Genomic DNA, 16,216 nt, shown 5'->3' with positions numbered 1-16,216 from the left:
CTAGGTAGAGGATTTGTGTCAAATAGTGGCACGGGTCCTCCACCTAACGGCCGCCGCAGACGCGGGCGCGGCGCTATGCCTAGGATTCGAGTCAAATACTGGCACGAATCCTAGGCATAAGCCCGCCGCAACGGCCGACGGAGTAGCTCAGCCCTGCTCGACGCTGTTGTCGTTTCCTATGTTGTGGATCTCCGGCGACCCCGAGTGGTAGACGATCTGATTCTCGAAGCCGGACACAATGATGTACTCGACGTCGTCGACGGTGACGCGGTTGTAGACGCCCGACACGCTCAGTTTGCCGCAGCGGCCGGTGATCGTGACGGTGTTCTCGGCGCCGCTGATAGTGATGAGGCTGTTGTTGCAGTCAACCGTTCTATTCTCGCCGATGCCGGAGACGCTCAACACACCGCTCGCAGAGTCCGTAATCGGCGGCGCCTCAACGAAAGTGGTGGTCTCCTCGATTGCACCGCCGCTGACGACGTCGGGCGTGCTCGTCGTGAAGTAGCCAATTGCTGCGATCACCGGCACGACGACAGCGAGACACACCAGCGCCCAAAGCCACGGCCGAAAGCCCTTCTTCGGAGGCGTATACGGCGCATAGGGCGTGGTGCCCAATTCGGAGGTCCGAGCGACATCGGCGAGCGGGCGCTCAAGCTCCCGGATCCGGGCCTCGGGATCGTCCTGCGGGTTCATCTGCAGATCGTCGCACACGTGCGAGCGTCGACGGCCGACACAGCAGCGCGACGGCCAGCGTCACCGCTCCGGCGACCGCGAACGCGGCCTGCACGTTGAGCGCGTCGGCCGTCCCGCCCAGCACCAGCGCGGCGAACGGGCGCGATCCGATGAAGCCAACCAGCCACAGCGCCATGATGCGGCCCCGCAACGCGTCGGGCGCGCGCTCCTGCACGACGGTGCTGAGCCCCGTCATCGCCCACCCGAAGCCCAGGCCCGCGACGACGAAGCCCGCCAGCGCCACGGCGATCACCGAATCGATCGCGAGCAGCACGCAGCCCGCGCCCATCAGCCACAGCCCGATCGTCGACACCCATCCCGATGCGACCCGGCCGCGCATCAGCGCCAGCATGGCCATACCGGCCGCCGCGCCGATGCCGAATGCCGCAGACAGGATGCCGACCAATTGCGTTCCGCCGCCGAGTTGTTCGGCCATCGACGGCGTCAGGGTGATCGACGGGTCGGACGCAAACCCGACCGTCGTCACCGCGACCAGAGCCAGCAGCAGCGGGCGATCCCGCCAGACATAGCGCAGCGCGGCGCGCACCCGGAAGTCGGTGTCGTCCGGCAGGCCCGGCGGAGCCGGGAAGCGCACCACGACAAGGAAAATCGCGAAGATGAGGTGCAGACCGGCGCTCACGGCGAACGCCGTCGTCGCGCCGAGATGCGCGGCGATGTAGGCGCCGACGGCGGGTCCGATCAACCGGCCGATCGTCATCGGAAAGCTGTTGAGCGCCATCGCCGTCGGCAGTTCGCCGTCGCGAATCAGGCTCGGCACGATCGACTGCATGGCTGGGCCGCCCACCACGAATCCGATGCCCACGAGCAACGAGCCCAGCAGCACCGCACCCGCGGCGTGCTGGCCGTCCAGCGCCAGCCAGGCCGCCACCGAACCGGACCCCGCGACGCAGAGCACGCGCCCGAGCAAGATCTGACGGGCGGGGTTGCCGCGGTCGGCCCACTTGCCGCTCGTCGGGCTGAGGAGCAATTGCGGTCCGAACTGCACGACACCGACCAGGCCGACCATCAGCGCCGAGCCGGTGGCCTCGAACATGACGATGGCGGCGACGATGCCGTGCGTCCACACCCCGACGACGGCGAAGATCTTGCCCCAGAACAGCGCGCCGAACACCGGGTCGAACATGAGATGAAGCGCGCCCCGGGCCCGCAGCTGGGCGGTGGTCGGGGCGATATCCATGACCTCGAACGTATCGCCCGCCGACGGGCGTGCTACGTCACACCCCCCGCTGGACCGCTACCGAAACCCCGCCAACAGCGCCGAGACGCCCGTCTTCCACCGCCGCTCGATCTCGGGTGCCGACGTGCCCAGCCACCGCCCGGCCTCCTGCACCGCCAAACCCTGCGCCAGAGCAAGCAATACGTGCGCGATGTCGGTCGGGTCGCCGGCCAGCAGGCCTTCGTCAATGCACCGCTGGATCCGGCCGACGAACAACTCGCGCACTGCCGCTCCGGCGGCCAACTCCGAAGCGCCCGGCTCGAAATCGGCGAACGGCCGCGAGAACATCACCTGCGCCAGTTTGGGATAGGCGCGGCAGAACAACCGGAACACCGGCACCAGCCGCTCGACATCGGCCAACGCATCATCTGAGATGGGCACCTTGGCCAGTTCGGCGCCCAGCAGCCGGAAGCCCTCGAAGAACATCGCCCGCACCAGGCCGGCCTTGTCGGTGAACAATTCGTACACCGCGGGCACCGACGTGCCCGCCCGCTCGGCCACTCGGCGCGTCGTCAACCCGGAGATACCTTCCGAATTCAGTGTGTCGATGGCCACCGACAGCAGGTGCTCACGCAGTTCGGGCGTGCGCTGCTTCGCCCTGGGCACGGCGGCGGCCTAGCCCGTGAATTCGGTTGCCAGCCCGTCGATCCCGGCGCGAATCGCGGTCAGCGCCGCCTTGCGGGCCTTGAGCTTGCTGGCCCGGTGTGCGCCGGTGTTCAACGTCGACGCCGCCTCGGCGGCCACCTCCTGCGCGCGCGACAGCACGGCGTCGGCGTCGACCACCTCGTCCAGCCAGCCCGCGGCGAGCGCGTCGTCCCCCGCGAACGTGGCCGCCATCGACACCGCCCGCTGGAAGGCCGCGGGCGCCAACCGCATTCGCATGATCTCGATCGCCGCGTTCGGAATGGTCATCCCGATCGCCACCTCGTTGGCCTGACACCGCGATTTCGGCCCGCCGACGCGGTGATCGCCGGTCAACAGCAGAAACGATCCCATCGCGATGGCCGGGCCCGTCGCGGCCATGATGACCGGCACCGGGAAGGTCAGGCACCGCACCGCCAGTTCGAAGCCGCCCGACAGCATGCCCAGCGCGGCCTGCGCGTCGCCCGACGAGAACACCGACAAATCGAACCCGCCGCTGAACACCCGCTGGTTGCCGGCCAGCACGACGGCCTTGGCGCCGTCCGCCTCGGCGCGGTCCAGGGCCTCGTTGATCGCCGACTGCATTGCCGGCCCCAGCACGTTGACCTTGCCGTCGTCGAGGGTGATGGTCGCAACGGACTCGTTCAGCTCGTAGTGCACGTTCATCGGAACGATGTTACGTAACGACGTTACGAAAGCCAAGGCCTGCTAGGCGCTGCGATGCCGCCCGTTGATGGTATCGGTCTCGGGCTCGTGATAGTCGGGGCTGCGAGGGGGCCGACCGGGGCCGATGGGGGCACTGGGGCCGCTGGGGCCGCCGGGGCCGCCGGGACCGTTGAAGGCACGGGCCGGCTCCTCGTACGTGGGGGGCGGCTCGTTGTACTGACGCTGCCAGCGCTCGCGTGCGTCGGCCGCCATTTTGTTCATCCGGTTGATCTCGGCCCGCAGCACCTTCTCGTCGGTCTCCTTGGCCGTGTACTGGAAGTAGGACAGCAGAGCCCGCAGCAGCTCGAGCTTCTGCTTCTCTTGACGGGCGCGGTCATGGGTAGTCAGCAGCTCGAGCCGGTCCACCGGCGGCAGCGTCGCCCAATCCAGCACCGCAGTGTTGCGGAACTTGCGGCCCGCGGTCTTGCCCTGCCTGCCGGCGGTGGGCTGGTCGTAGTAGGTGATGGCGCCGTCGAAGCGCGACGCGATGGCCTCGCCCAATTGTTTGCGGTCCATCGCCGAATCCCAGATCATCCGCCATTCCTGGCCGGGCGCCAGATAGGGGATCTCGGCGGGCAGGTTCAGCGGGACGATGTCGACGAAGTGGTCGTCGGCGGTCTCGTAGCGGCCGACGGTCGGCGGATTGGCAAACTCGAACCGGATGCCGTACGCCGGTCGCTGGCCGAAGTTCTTCACCACGAGTTCGATGAGATGCCAGTCGGTCGCGCTGGGCTCCATGAACATCGACACGTTGGGTTGTGTCAATTCGGCTTTGCGTTCTTTGGAGCGCTGATATTGCCGCCACACGTACAGCAAAGCCACGACAACGACGACGATGGCCACCCACGCGGCGACTGCGAGCCATGCGCCGGGACTGAATTCGGCCAACTCGCGCCCCCACTCCTCGACTGTCCCCATCATGCGCTTATATCACGATGCGCCGAGGGTCACAGTAGTCGCCGCAAAGCACCAAGCCCAATTTGCTGGGACACCGCTGCCTGATGTGTTTGGAGGGGCAAAAGTGCCAGGCGAGACTCGCGCCTACTGTGGCGGCAACTGGTAGGCCGATCGCGGCGCCACCTCGGGGCACTGCCAGCCGTCGCGGCCGTTGGACGCCTTCCAATTCACCGCGCCGGTGCGGGCGATGTCCTTGCGCCGCGTCGCCGAGATGCGGTTGGCCGAGTCGTCGGTGACGACCACGGCGTACCCAGATTGCGGAGTCCACTTCGCGGGCACCAACACCCACCGGTCGTCGCGGACCACCAGCGGGCGGAAACACTCGTAGCGGTAGACGACCGTCTCTTTGGGGTTGCCCGACGACGGCGCCGCTGTCACCGTGGAGCTCTTGATCAGCGCGGGCGGCGGATCCAGTTGGTCACTGGTCTCCAGGATGACGCTGGATTCCTTGGTCCACAGTTTCGCGGCGGCCTTCTGCGCCTCGCGTTCGCCGTAGGTGGTCGCGAACAGGTTGGTCAGCCAGAACAATGCCATCAGCATCATCGCCCCCGCGACGAACAGGCTGGCCCGTTCGGCCGGCGCATACGGGCGTGGGATCGCCTCCGTGCGCAGCAGCGTGAGCAGCCAGATTCCGCTTACCAGCAGCAGCGGACCCAGGCCCAGCGCCAGCGGCGTCAGCAGCGGGTGGCGGAGGACGGCCCATTGCGGGAGCAGCACACCTACCACCCCGCGCAGCACGCCGAGCGCGCCGACGACGATCGCCGCCCACGCCGTGCGCCGGATCAAGGTGGTGCGACGGCCGTCCTGAGCCAGGCGACGGGCATAGCCGCCCGCCCACAGCAGCGCCACCCATGCCAACAGCAGCACGAGGATCGGGGCGTAGAGCACGCTGATGCTCGTCGTCACGTAGTCGGTGGTGGTGAAACCAATTGCATTGGAATCGATTCCGAAGTACCCGTAGAACTTGCGGGTGTACACCAGGCCGAAGTAAACGCACACCGACGTGATGATGGTCGTCGGCGCGATGAACAGGCCGATGATGCCGACCCATCGATGCACGGGCGGGGCGGCGGCGTCGTCGTCACTCATTGTCGAACGCCGGCGTCGGAAGGGGCAGCGGCAGAGCCGATTCCGGAGTCGTCGGCTCCGGCGTCGGGCTCGGTGTCGTCGGCACGATGACCAACGGGCCCGGCTCGGTGGGCTGCGGGCCGGGGGTCAGCGCGGGCGCGCCGGGTCCCGCGGGCGCTTCGGGCGCGGGGGCGGGTGGCGGTGTGTACGACGGCGTTGTCTCGCCACCGCAGGACGTCAGGAGAATGGCGGCGACGACGACAGTCGCGGTGAGTTTCATTGCGGTGGCTCGCCTTCGGGCGTCGGCTCCGGCTCCGTCGTCGTGGTGGTTGGCGTCTCCAGGGCTGACGGTGGCGCTTCGAAGTTGGGCACCGGCGGCGCCTCGACGAGCGGGGGCGGCGCGACCGGCTGCGGCACGTCGACGAACGGTGCCGGCTCTTGCGGTTGCGGTCCGGGCGCGCCGACCGCTGGGTCGTCCTCCGCGCCGGAGCCGATGGATGCGATCTCCGGTGGCGCCGGTGGTGGCGAATACGCCGGCAGGGGTTGACCGCCGCTGCACGCGACCACCGGGGCGACGAGAAGGCCGGTGATGAGCTGGGCTAGGCGTGTCGATGTCATGGTGTCGGCTCGAATTCCGGTGTGGGGCTTGGGGTCGTTGTGGAGGTGGGTCGCAGCGCCGGTCCGGGCAGCTGCGGCGCGTCCGGAACGTCGACAATGTCGGACACCTCTTGCGGCTGCGGACCCACCTCGCCGGGGCCGTTTTCGGGCGGCGGCGTCTGGCTGCCGCACGCCACCAACGGCGTCAGCGCAATAAGCGCGCCGACGAGTTTCGCGGCAATTGTGTCCGTCACCATAGCGACTCCCTGGCAAATCAATTGCACTGTGATGCTCCACCAATGCGGGCCGAATATCGCGAGTAGTGCACTACTTCATTTCTGTCGATTTCGGGATCCGGCCGCCTTACTCACGCCAAATGGGCGGGACGCGGGGTTTACTGAATGCGGGAATTACGTCGGGGAGGAAAGGCGAGGGAATGCCATGGCGATCGAAATTCCCCGGGCGCTGATCGAGTACATACTGCTCGGCAGTGGCGATAGTCGACGCCAGCTGCAGGATTCCCCGATTCTCGGCGATGTGTGGGTGCGCTATGCCCAGCATCCCGCCGCCGCGGCGGACCTGTTGATCACCTCCCACAAGGACACCACCGCCAATGAGCTGGCCGCGGCCATCTACAAGGGGATCGACCGCCCGGCGTCGGCCGAGGACGATCCTGACATCGCCCCGCTGCAAGGCTTCGTCGCCGCGCGGCTGTTCTTCGGTGAGCTGCTGCGCATCGTCGTCCCGATGACCAAGTGGTGGCACGAGCCTCGCACCCAGGCCGAACTCGAGAAGTACCGCACACCCGACACCGCCGGGGATGACGACGGGCCGGAGAAGCTCACCGACACCGTCGACGACGTCGCCAGCCTGCTCGAGCGCTGGACCACCACCGCCGACACCACGCTGACCGCGAACCGGCGCTCGGCGTTCGAGCGGTTCGTCGCGCTGTGCGCCCTGGTTTTCTTGGCGCAGGCCAACATTCCCGACTCGGTCGCCGAGACCCAGCCCGACGGCTCCACGCCCACCATGTCCGCCGACGAGGTGGCCGCGGTGACGGAGGAGGCGGTGGCCAACCTCCGGCAGAGTTCGCGCTCAGACATCTCCGCCGCGGTGTTCGCGGTGCTGCAGACGATGAACCTCGAACCCCAGTCGGAGCCGATGGTGTTCCAGATCTCGTTGAACCGACGCGCCACCCCTGCGATCGAAAAGTCGATACCGACGGTCAAGGCGGACGCCGCACGGCGACTCTTCGGCGTGGACTGCAGCGGAATCAATTGGGCCATCATCGATTCCGGTGTCGATCACCGCCATCCCGCATTCGGCCGCAATCAGATCAAAGGCACCTACGACTTCACCAGCTATCGCCGCATCGTCAGCCTCGGCAACGACAAGCCGGCCGTCCGTAAGAGAAATCTCGAACACATCGCGGCGGCCAGCGCCGACCAGCTGCCCGACGACGCCGACGCCAAAATCGCCGAGATCGCCGACAATGCTGTCAAGGGCCGACCGGTGCGCTGGGATCTGGTGAAGGAGTTCGTCGAACTCTCCGATGCGCCGACGCCCGACAGTGAACACGGCACGCACGTCGCCGGCATCATCGGGGCCTGCAAGGGCGAGGACGCCGAATCGGCCGACGGCATGTGTCCGGGTATCGGCATCTACGACTTCCGTATTCTCAGTTCGGATCTCACCGACACCGAGTTCGCGGTGATCGCCGCGCTGCAGTTCATCCGCTACACCAACGAGCAGGCCGGCTTCCTGCTCATCAACGGCGTCAACATGAGCCTGTCCATCCCGCACGACGTCCGCAACTACGCGTGCGGCGGCACACCGGTGTGCGTGGAAAGCGAACGCCTGATCGACAGCGGGGTCGTCGTCGTCGCGGCCGCAGGCAATCTCGGCTATCAGCACAGCGTCGTGGGCGGTCAGCCGTTCGACAACTACACCGCATTCTCGATCACCGATCCCGGCAACGCCGACCGGGTGATCACCGTCGGCTCGACCCACCGCTATGCCCCGTTCACCTATGGGGTGAGCTACTTTTCGAGCCGCGGCCCCACCGGCGACGGCCGCCTCAAGCCGGACCTGGTCGCGCCCGGCGAGCGCATTCACGCCCCGCTGCCGGGCACCCGCTGGGGGTGTCTGGACGGAACCAGCATGGCCGCACCGCATGTCAGCGGCGCCGCCGCCATGCTGATGGCCCGCTATCCCGAACTGATCGGCAAGCCCGAATGGGTCAAGAAGATCCTGTGTGAGACCGCGACCGATCTGGGTCGCGAGCGCAACTTCCAGGGCCACGGCATGCTCGACGTCCTACGAGCCCTGCAGAGTAGGTGAAGGATCGTGTTCAGTCTCGAAGTGCTACGGGCCCGCAAGGGCGACTGCCTGCTGCTGCACTACGGCACGGCCGACGAGCCCGCGCTGGCGTTGATCGACGGCGGACCCGGCGGCGTGTACAAACCGTTCCTGCGACCGCGGCTGCTCGCGCTGCGCACCGAGCGGGGGCTTGCCGACGACGAACCCCTGCCCGTCGATCTGTGCATGCTCAGCCACATCGACGACGACCACGTCGTCGGCCTGCTCGGATTGACCAAAGAACTCGTGGCGGCCAAAGACGACAACAAACCCAGGCTGGTTTCGATACTGGACCTGTGGCACAACAGCTTCGACGACATCGTCGCCAACGACGCCGAGGAGCTGGCCGGTGCGGTAGAGGCCCGGTTCGGGCCCGCGTCATTGACCGGCGACCTGCCCGCGGGTGTCAATGTGGACTCGGTGATGGTGCTGGCCAGCATTCCCAAGGGCCGCCAATTGCGCAACGACGCAATAAAACTGGGCATCGAACGAAATCTCGAGACTGACGGCGAGCTGATCGCCGCCAGCGATGTGAGCCAACCGATGGAGATGGGCGGCGGGTTGACATTCACCGTCGTCGGCCCCATGCTGCCCGAGATCGAAGAGCTGCAAGCCGATCACGCGGAATGGGTCAAGACCCATCCCGATGAAGTGCGCGCCTCCGCCGAGGGCCTCGCGAGCTATGACGACGAATCGGTGCCCAACCTGGCCAGCATCGTGGTGCTCGCCGAAGCCGACGGCAAGTCGATCCTGTTCACCGGCGATGCGCGCGGCGACAAGATCCTGGCGGGCCTCGAGCTGGTGGGCCTCGTCGAACCCGGCGGCGCCCTGCACGTCGACGTGTTGAAATGCCCGCACCACGGCAGCATCAACAACGTGGATCGGGACTTCTTCGAGCGCATCACCGCCGACCATTACGTGTTCTCCGGCAACGGCGAGCACGGCAACCCGGACCGCGAAACCCTGGAGCTGCTCGCCGATGTCCGCGACGGCGACGACTACCGCATCCACCTGACCTATCCGGCCGCCGAGATGGACGTCGAGCGTAAGAAGCACTGGGAACGCCATCACGACGAGCCGTGGTCGGCGCCGTCGCAGGGCCTCGTGGCGTTCTTCGCCGACCACCCAGACCTCACGGTCGACATCGTCGAGGACGGCGTGCCACACATCATCGACCTAGCGGGGCAACGATGAAGAACATCGCGCTGTGCTTCGACGGCACCGGCAATCTTGTTCGCGCCGAGGGCAATACCAACGTCATCTTGCTGTTCAAGCGTTTGACCTACGACCCGGCGCGGCAGTTGACGTACTACGACCCCGGCGTCGGCACCTTCTCGTCGGGCGGGGCGTGGACGCCGGCGGCGCGGTGGGTGTCTCGAACGCTTGGGCTGGCGTTCGGCTCCGGCATGCGCGAAAACCTGGAGAATGCCTACACATATCTGATCAACCATTGGGAACCCGGCGACCAGATCTATCTGTTCGGCTTCAGCCGCGGCGCCTACACGGCGCGGGCGATGGCGGGTCTGCTCCGCACCGTCGGAATCCTGCGCCCCGGAGCGGACAATCTCGTCCGCTACGCCATCGGCAACTACGCCCGGCGCAAATCGCGGTGGCGCTCCACGGAGTGGAAGCAGGCCGGCCAGTTCGGCTCGTTGATGTCGCGGCGCACACCGCAGGGCAAAGTGACGGTGCCGGTGGCGTATCTCGGCGTGTGGGACACGGTGAAGGCGCCGGGGTTGTTGCGCCGCAGCATGGTGTGGCCGTACACCCGAGCGCTGCCGAACGTCAAGGCCGGCCGGCACGCGATCTCCATCGACGAGAAGCGCCGGCCGTATCGCGAGTATCTGGTCGACGAAAAGGCCAGTGCGCGAATCGAAGAGGTGTGGTTCGCCGGAGTGCATTCGGACGTCGGCGGCTCGTACACGGATAAGCCACCGCTGGGGGAGATCACGCTGAACTGGATCGCGGACGGCGCCCGGGACGCCGGGCTGTTGTTCGAGGACGAGCCGCCGTTGCCGGTGCTGACGCCCGAGCATGCGACGGGGCCCATCCACAAGATGTCGTGGGCGTGGTCGTTGCTGGTGCCTCGGCGCCGGCCCGTGCCCGCGGGGGCGAAGGTGCACGCCAGCGTGCGCGCGCGCATCGAGCGCCAGCCGGGGTATGGGCGCCGGCTGCCCAGCGATGTGGTGTGGGCCGAGCCGGACTGGCTGGGCGCTGCGGAGATACCCGCGAAAGTCGAGTAGTCCACCACGCGTGTGCATGCGGCGGGTTCGCCGAATGATCAAAGCGTACAGGTCGTTCGACGAAAGGAACCACTGCCATGACCACACCAACGCCCACCGGGCCGCAGTACACCGGCCGCCAGGTCATCGTCCTGGCGCCCAGCCGCGCCAACCCCGAACGTGCGCTCGCGCGCATCGCCGGCTTGGAAAACATCGCGCGCACCAAGGACTTCGAATCGCAGGCGCTGGAGGTCAGCGCCGTCGGCGGTGCCGATGCGACGATCTTCGATGAGCTCGGCGTCGCGGTGGTATCCGGTGACGCCGATCAGCAGTCGGCACTGGCCGCCGCTGCCGAGCGCGGTGATGTGGTGCTCTCCGTGGAGCCCGAGCTGATCCACCACGCACTGGTGGGCACCGCGATGCCGGTGGTGAGTACGCCGCCGACCGACACCGACGAATTCACCTGGGGGCTGCTGGCAACCGGCGTCTCGACGACGTCGAAGACGGGCAGCGGTGTGCGGCTCGCGGTGCTGGACACCGGATTCGACGTCGCGCATCCGGACTTCACCGGCCGCGTGGTGATGACGCAATCGTTCATCGTCGGCGAGAGCGTGCAGGACGCGCATGGCCATGGCACCCACTGCATCGGCACGTCGTGCGGCCCGTCGCGGCCCGAGGGCACCCGCCGCTACGGCGTGGCCCCCGGCGTCGAGATCTACGCTGGAAAAGTGTTGAGCGACAGCGGCTCCGGCACCGACACCGGCATCCTGGCCGGTATCAACTGGGCGATGGCCAACGACTGCGCCGTCATCTCCATGTCGCTGGGCGCCGACGTGCCCGAGGTGTCGCGGGCGTATGAAACCGTCGGCAAGCGGGCGCTGGACCGCGGCACGCTGATCATCGCGGCCGCCGGCAACAACGCGCGACGGCCGGGCAATCCCGGGTTCGTCGGGGTGCCGGCCAACAGCCCCTCGATCATGGCGATCGCGGCACTGGACAAACACGGCCAACCGGCCCGCTTCTCGGCCCGCTCCGGGCATCCCGACGGGGGCAAGATCGACCTCGCGGGTCCCGGCGTCAACGTGTTCTCGTCGTGGCCGATGTCGCAGCGCTACCACACCATCAGCGGCACCAGCATGGCCACGCCGCACGTGTCCGGCATCGCCGCGCTGTGGGCCGAGGCCACCGGTATGACCGGTCGCGACCTGTGGACGGTGTTGGTGCAGAACGCCCGCGCGCTCGACGTGCCGACCGTGGACGTCGGCGCGGGCCTCGTGCAGGCGCCGCAATGAGCGGTGTGACCGTCACCACCGACGGCAGCGACATCGACAAAGTCGTCGAGTCGCTGCGGTCGGCGGGCATGACGGTGACACAGGTGCACCGCGAAATCGGTGTGGTGTCAGGCACTGTCGCCGACGCCGACCGCCCGGCACTGGAGGCAGTGCCGGGCGTCGAGGCGGTGGAGGCCGACCGCACAGTGGAGATCGCGCCGCCGGACGCAGGGGTGCAATAGCCGCGCTCGCCCGCCCGACATTTCGAGTGTGCACTGGCCGCGTCGAGTGTGCGCAGGCTGCGGGATTCTTCGACGATCTCGACAGTAGCCGCACACTCGACGCAGTCACCGCACACTCGACGTCGTTCGCGACGTCGTCGCGACGTCGTCGCGCCCGCAACGTGATTCACAGCACGATGTGGTCGAGCTGAATGAGTTCGCGTGGCAGCCCGGTGGTTTCGAGCCGCTCCAGCGGGTCGTTGGCGATGAAGGCATCCAGCTGCAGGCCGGTCAGATCGGCGATCCGTCGTACCGGCACCTGGAACGTCCGATACGCCCCGTAGGAGAACGATTCCGGTAGCGTCCCCGGCGTGCGAGGCGTGCGGAATTCATCGAGCAGCGCCGCCTGGCTGAGCAAATATCCTGTGACAGAAGGCGCTCCGTCCGTTCGTACCATCGCGACGATCTTCCAGTACTGCAACGGCAACGCCACCCCGCGGTAGTGCGGATCGCCGTCGTCGAGCACCGGGCCGCTCAGCACACTGACCTGCAGGTCCGAGGTGACCGCGTTGCGCAGCACGTAATCCTCCAGGCCCAGCCACAGCGTCGAACCGGCGTTGAAGTCATGATGCTGCGGCGTGCAATTCGTGAAATGGAACGTGTCATCGACGGCCGCCTCCGCCACCGGACCCCACGCCGGATCCAGCCGGCGCACCAAGTGTCCACGGTCGAGATCGTTGTCGCGGTACACGTGTTCGCCGGTCTGCGCCTCAGCCGGCAGCCGCGAATCGAGGATCCACACGTCGCGGTCGCGGCGCGGGTGCGAAGCCTTGGCGCCGTCGATGTTCACCGCGGTGTAGAGCGCGAGCCGACGCTGTCTGTGCATCACCACACTGAAGTGGTGATAGGCCAGCGGGGCCGCCGCCGCGGCGCCGCCGGACGGCAGCGGCAGCGAAATCCCCAGGAATGCGGGGTCATAGCCGCGCCGGTTGGTGTAATCCGGGTCGATGGACGCGGGAGCCGAGGGAGCCGAGGGAGCCGATACCGAAACACTCGCGACGGCTCCGGGTGGCAGCGTGACGTCGAGCGTCAGCGGAATCTTGATGGAGATCGGCTCACCCGGCGAAGCAAGCGGTGTCGCCGTCGACGGCTTGCGCTCCGGCGCGGGCGGATGCAGGATCGCGTCGGCCAGCGCGCGCTGCTCCGTCGTCAGCTCAGCGGACTTCACCATCCCGAGGATCGACGACACCCGGATGCCCTCGTTGAGCACGCCGCCGAACTCCGTGCGCTCCGGGGCCCGCACGCTGGCGTGGTGCAGCGCGATGACCTCCCACTGGTCGTTGAACACCGGCGAGCCTGACGAGCCGGGCTCGGTGTCGGCGCAGTAGTGCACGAAACCCGCAGGGCCGTCGATGATCCGGTTGTCCCGCAGCGCCACCTGCTTCTTCTCACCGCGCGGGTGCTGCACGATCGTGACGAACTCACCGACGAGCGCCTTGCCATCGGATTCGATCAGCCTGTTGAATCCGAACGGCGCCAACTCCGAGCCACTCGCCCGCACCGCCACGATTGCGAAATCCAAAGCCTCGTCGGCAAGGAAGAACCGGTCGGGGTCGAAGCCGAACGTCGTGACGTCGAGAAGTTTGCCGTCGATGCCGTCCTGGTAGTCGAATTCGACCTGACTGGTGGCCGCGGTCTCGGCCGCGTCGAGCACATGGTGGTTGGTCAGCATCAGCTGCGGCGAGATCATCGACCCCGTGCCGTAGCCGATCAGCCGGCCCCGGCCATCCTTGATCAGGATGCGTCCGACCGCCCGCGCGGATGCCACGCCGGAGTCCAGATAGCGGGTCCCGACGAAGTCGGCGGTGTTGATGATGGCCTCGAGAAGCTGTTCTGGCGGAGTCGAATTCGGCACCGGCGCACGTTCGACGGCTTTGGCCAGCAGCTGTTCCGGCGGTTCGGTCGGCGTGGTCTCGGGCAGTTCGTCGCCGGCCTCGTAGCGGGTGATCCGGTCCAGTCGCTGGGCGATCCGCTCCGGGGTGTTGGCCTGCAGCAGGCCGCACGGCGACGCCAGCGCCTGCTCGTAATGGATGCGCGGCTCGGTGCGTTCGGCGACGCGGCGGCGGGTCGCCTCGCGCTGGCGCTCCTCCAACAGTCGGTGACGCAGCAGTGCATCGCGGCGCGGATCACGATCGCCGTTGAGCGCATCGGATGCCGGGGTGATGACGGTCATGTGAGGAAGTGTGCGGACCGCGCCCCGGCCTGTCGTGGGTAGTGCACTACCTGTTCTGAGACGGCTAGGAGGCGGCGGCAGTTAGCGTGCGGCGTTCGACGCGCGTGGCCGGTTCCGTTGGCGCGTACGCCAATCGTTCGCTGCGAGCCAGCCAGTCGAGGTCGGCCCATTCGAAGCGGGCGGGCAACCGGCGCCAGTACTGCGGATGTGCGCGCACGTAGATCTCGACGCTGGCGTGCACCGGCGCGCCGAGCGGAAGTTTGCGCCGCGACAGCACGTGGGAATTGCTGGCCAGGGCGTAGAGTTCGCTGGGAGCCGGTGCGGTGCAGCGGAATCCGTCGCGCAGCCTGATCCCGGCGCTAACGGCGCCATCGAGCACCCAGTCGAGCGCGATGTCGGCCAGCGGCCAGCAGGCCGACGGGCCGCCGGTCACATCGCAGTGCGCGCCGCGGAACCACACCTGCTCGATGTGCGATGCCCACAGCAGTTCTCCAGACGAACTGCCGTCGATCGCGACCGCGTGGCGCCCCGCGACGACGTTGTCCAGCGGCTCAGCCGACGACAATGACGGCAACCCCGGCGCCCGCACCGTGTCCCACAGTCCCAAAAACCTTACTGGCACGGCGATTTCGTCCTGCCCCACCAGTTCCGCCGCCAGTCGGCGCACCTGCTGCCAGTCCTGTGCGCTGCGCATCGTGCGCGGCAGCGTGTAGGTGTCGACCGCGTAATCCAGCACGTCGTCCGAACGGTCGTCGACCACGCCGACGGTGCCGAGCAGTCGCGTCAATGCCCGCGCACAGTACGCGCCGCGGCCGAGGCCGAATATGTAGATCGCATCACCGGGTTGCCACGCGTCGACCAGGAATTCGTAGGCCTCCGCGATGGTTTCCCGGACTTCCTCGCGGACGACCGCGGGCAGTCGCGCCCGCGCGCCATAGGTTGCTGTCCCGGCGTCGTACCACCGGATCTGCCCGTCGGTGTCGTCGAGCAGACGGAACAGCGCCCTCACGTTCGTGGCGTCGCGCAAGCCAGGTTCGACATCTGTGCGGTCGAAGCACAACACGATGTTCTTCATGGCGACCCCCGGGCCAAACCCGTTAACTGACGTACGGATTAGTTTGCCCGCGGGACACGGCCGTGTCTTGCGTATTGCACTACTCGAATCTGAAACGTCGACGGATTCTTGACTATGCAATCTCGTGTGCGACGGAATCAGTCGACACAGCGCCGCATATACGGATGATTGCGCGGTTTCAGGCGCCCATCAGCATGCGCCACTGGTCCAGGTTGCTGGCGCGGTACACATAATTGGTGCGGCGGACCTCCGACAGCGCGGCGCTGGGCTCGGCGGAGTACCAGTGGCCGGGGAAAACCGTCGGGTCGCCCTGCAGCTGGGCCAGCGCCTGCAGGCTGCGGAACATGTCGTCGACGTCGCCGCCGGGGAAGTCGGTGCGCCCGCAGCCCTCTAGGAACAGTGTGTCCCCGGCGACGAGCCGCCCGTCGAGCAGGAAGCATTGGCTGCCGGGCGTGTGGCCGGGGGTGTGCAGCAGTTCGATCTCGACATCGCCGACCGACACCTTGTCGCCGTGGTCGTGGGAGGTGAGGTCGGTCAGCGGGATGCCGGTGATGCGCGAAACCCAGTCGGCTTCGTGCTTGTTGACGTGCACCGGCACGCTGACCCGTTCCAGCAGCTCGGCGAGGCCCTTGAGCTCGAAGCCCATCATCGACCCGCCGACATGGTCGGGGTGGTGGTGTGTCACCAGCACGCCCGACAGGTGCATGCCGTCCGCCTCGAGCGCGTCGACCAGATCGCCTGCGGCATACGCGGGGTCGACGACGACGGCGTCGCCGGTCTGCCGGTCGCCGATCAGGTAGGCGAAGTTGCGCATCTGCGCAGCGATCATGTCGGTCGCGGCGAAATCTCGTCCGGACAGCAGCTGGCGGAAGTAGAGGCGGTCGTCGGCCATGCCCCC

General features: G+C 67.5%; 17 protein-coding genes. 5 read left to right on the top strand and 12 right to left on the bottom strand.

Going from position 1 to position 16,216, the window contains the following annotated elements:
* Positions 1-147 precede the first annotated feature (147 nt).
* From CWS39_RS05590 to CWS39_RS05550, 9 genes are all read right to left on the bottom strand, one after another.
* A complete protein-coding gene (locus CWS39_RS05590; RefSeq protein ID WP_102141906.1) occupies positions 148-693 on the bottom strand; it encodes a DUF3060 domain-containing protein in 546 nt (181 codons plus the stop codon).
* On the bottom strand, positions 650-1,930 hold the full coding sequence (locus tag CWS39_RS05585) for an MFS transporter (protein ID WP_102141905.1): 1,281 nt from the start codon (positions 1,928-1,930) through the stop codon (positions 650-652). The genes CWS39_RS05590 and CWS39_RS05585 overlap by 44 nt, the downstream gene beginning before the upstream one ends.
* A 57-nt stretch (positions 1,931-1,987) precedes the next feature.
* Complete coding sequence (locus CWS39_RS05580) at positions 1,988-2,575, bottom strand: TetR/AcrR family transcriptional regulator (protein WP_102141904.1); 588 nt, start codon at positions 2,573-2,575, stop codon at positions 1,988-1,990.
* A 9-nt stretch (positions 2,576-2,584) separates the two neighbouring features.
* A complete protein-coding gene (locus CWS39_RS05575; RefSeq protein WP_102141903.1) occupies positions 2,585-3,277 on the bottom strand; it encodes a crotonase/enoyl-CoA hydratase family protein in 693 nt (230 codons plus the stop codon).
* A 42-nt stretch (positions 3,278-3,319) separates the two neighbouring features.
* Positions 3,320-4,234, bottom strand: a complete 915-nt coding sequence (locus CWS39_RS05570) for a DUF8453 domain-containing protein (protein ID WP_102141952.1) — start codon at positions 4,232-4,234, stop codon at positions 3,320-3,322.
* Between the two features lie 123 nt (positions 4,235-4,357).
* Entirely contained in the window at positions 4,358-5,362 is a 1,005-nt protein-coding gene (locus CWS39_RS05565; protein ID WP_102141902.1) for a hypothetical protein, read from the bottom strand.
* The gene (locus CWS39_RS05560) at positions 5,355-5,621 is read right to left on the bottom strand and encodes a hypothetical protein (RefSeq protein ID WP_102141901.1); all 267 of its coding nucleotides are present in this window, start codon (positions 5,619-5,621) and stop codon (positions 5,355-5,357) included. Before CWS39_RS05560 ends, CWS39_RS05565 begins: the two co-directional genes overlap by 8 nt.
* Positions 5,618-5,959 (bottom strand): hypothetical protein, encoded by a 342-nt coding sequence (locus CWS39_RS05555; protein WP_102141900.1) that lies wholly within the window; start codon positions 5,957-5,959, stop codon positions 5,618-5,620. Before CWS39_RS05555 ends, CWS39_RS05560 begins: the two co-directional genes overlap by 4 nt.
* Entirely contained in the window at positions 5,956-6,192 is a 237-nt protein-coding gene (locus CWS39_RS05550) for a hypothetical protein (RefSeq protein ID WP_142386807.1), read from the bottom strand. The genes CWS39_RS05555 and CWS39_RS05550 overlap by 4 nt, the downstream gene beginning before the upstream one ends.
* A gap of 187 nt (positions 6,193-6,379) precedes the next feature.
* On the opposite strand from CWS39_RS05550, the gene CWS39_RS05545 reads away from it, so the two are divergent.
* From CWS39_RS05545 to CWS39_RS05525, 5 genes are all read left to right on the top strand, one after another.
* The gene (locus tag CWS39_RS05545; RefSeq protein ID WP_102141898.1) at positions 6,380-8,278 is read left to right on the top strand and encodes a S8 family peptidase; all 1,899 of its coding nucleotides are present in this window, start codon (positions 6,380-6,382) and stop codon (positions 8,276-8,278) included.
* Between the two features lie 6 nt (positions 8,279-8,284).
* Entirely contained in the window at positions 8,285-9,490 is a 1,206-nt protein-coding gene (locus CWS39_RS05540) for a ComEC/Rec2 family competence protein (RefSeq protein WP_199177976.1), read from the top strand.
* A complete protein-coding gene (locus CWS39_RS05535) occupies positions 9,487-10,539 on the top strand; it encodes a T6SS phospholipase effector Tle1-like catalytic domain-containing protein (protein ID WP_102141896.1) in 1,053 nt (350 codons plus the stop codon). The genes CWS39_RS05540 and CWS39_RS05535 overlap by 4 nt, the downstream gene beginning before the upstream one ends.
* 77 nt (positions 10,540-10,616) lie before the next feature.
* Positions 10,617-11,810 (top strand): S8 family peptidase, encoded by a 1,194-nt coding sequence (locus CWS39_RS05530; RefSeq protein ID WP_102141895.1) that lies wholly within the window; start codon positions 10,617-10,619, stop codon positions 11,808-11,810.
* 5 nt (positions 11,811-11,815) lie between these two features.
* Positions 11,816-12,031 (top strand): hypothetical protein, encoded by a 216-nt coding sequence (locus CWS39_RS05525; protein WP_431306088.1) that lies wholly within the window; start codon positions 11,816-11,818, stop codon positions 12,029-12,031.
* Positions 12,032-12,197: 166 nt separating this feature from the next.
* On the opposite strand, the gene CWS39_RS05520 is transcribed toward CWS39_RS05525, so the two are convergent.
* The 3 genes from CWS39_RS05520 to CWS39_RS05510 all read right to left on the bottom strand — a co-directional run bounded on the left by CWS39_RS05520 (position 12,198) and on the right by CWS39_RS05510 (position 16,210).
* Positions 12,198-14,243 (bottom strand): DNA/RNA non-specific endonuclease, encoded by a 2,046-nt coding sequence (locus CWS39_RS05520; protein WP_102141893.1) that lies wholly within the window; start codon positions 14,241-14,243, stop codon positions 12,198-12,200.
* Between the two features lie 64 nt (positions 14,244-14,307).
* On the bottom strand, positions 14,308-15,318 hold the full coding sequence (locus tag CWS39_RS05515; RefSeq protein ID WP_102141892.1) for a phospholipase effector Tle1 domain-containing protein: 1,011 nt from the start codon (positions 15,316-15,318) through the stop codon (positions 14,308-14,310).
* 178 nt (positions 15,319-15,496) lie between these two features.
* Positions 15,497-16,210: an MBL fold metallo-hydrolase gene (locus tag CWS39_RS05510; RefSeq protein WP_102141891.1), complete on the bottom strand. Its 714-nt coding sequence runs from the start codon at positions 16,208-16,210 to the stop codon at positions 15,497-15,499.
* Positions 16,211-16,216: the final 6 nt, after the last annotated feature.

The organism is Mycobacterium hubeiense, assembly GCF_002838065.1.
Lineage (GTDB): Bacteria > Actinomycetota > Actinomycetes > Mycobacteriales > Mycobacteriaceae > Mycobacterium > Mycobacterium hubeiense.
Note: the sequence above shows the minus strand (reverse complement) of the source record. Positions and strands in the feature narration are given on the sequence as shown.

What these genes read in the sequence shown, in the direction of transcription:
- CWS39_RS05585 (WP_102141905.1), bottom strand. Translation starts at nt 1,930, where the DNA reads ATGGATATCGCCCCGACCACCGCCCAGCTGCGGGCCCGGGGCGCGCTT.
- CWS39_RS05555 (WP_102141900.1), bottom strand. Translation starts at nt 5,959, where the DNA reads ATGACATCGACACGCCTAGCCCAGCTCATCACCGGCCTTCTCGTCGCC.
- CWS39_RS05520 (WP_102141893.1), bottom strand. Translation starts at nt 14,243, where the DNA reads ATGACCGTCATCACCCCGGCATCCGATGCGCTCAACGGCGATCGTGAT.
- CWS39_RS05530 (WP_102141895.1), top strand. Translation starts at nt 10,617, where the DNA reads ATGACCACACCAACGCCCACCGGGCCGCAGTACACCGGCCGCCAGGTC.
- CWS39_RS05565 (WP_102141902.1), bottom strand. Translation starts at nt 5,362, where the DNA reads ATGAGTGACGACGACGCCGCCGCCCCGCCCGTGCATCGATGGGTCGGC.
- CWS39_RS05535 (WP_102141896.1), top strand. Translation starts at nt 9,487, where the DNA reads ATGAAGAACATCGCGCTGTGCTTCGACGGCACCGGCAATCTTGTTCGC.
- CWS39_RS05575 (WP_102141903.1), bottom strand. Translation starts at nt 3,277, where the DNA reads ATGAACGTGCACTACGAGCTGAACGAGTCCGTTGCGACCATCACCCTC.
- CWS39_RS05560 (WP_102141901.1), bottom strand. Translation starts at nt 5,621, where the DNA reads ATGAAACTCACCGCGACTGTCGTCGTCGCCGCCATTCTCCTGACGTCC.
- CWS39_RS05510 (WP_102141891.1), bottom strand. Translation starts at nt 16,210, where the DNA reads ATGGCCGACGACCGCCTCTACTTCCGCCAGCTGCTGTCCGGACGAGAT.
- CWS39_RS05570 (WP_102141952.1), bottom strand. Translation starts at nt 4,234, where the DNA reads ATGGGGACAGTCGAGGAGTGGGGGCGCGAGTTGGCCGAATTCAGTCCC.
- CWS39_RS05545 (WP_102141898.1), top strand. Translation starts at nt 6,380, where the DNA reads ATGGCGATCGAAATTCCCCGGGCGCTGATCGAGTACATACTGCTCGGC.
- CWS39_RS05515 (WP_102141892.1), bottom strand. Translation starts at nt 15,318, where the DNA reads ATGAAGAACATCGTGTTGTGCTTCGACCGCACAGATGTCGAACCTGGC.
- CWS39_RS05590 (WP_102141906.1), bottom strand. Translation starts at nt 693, where the DNA reads ATGAACCCGCAGGACGATCCCGAGGCCCGGATCCGGGAGCTTGAGCGC.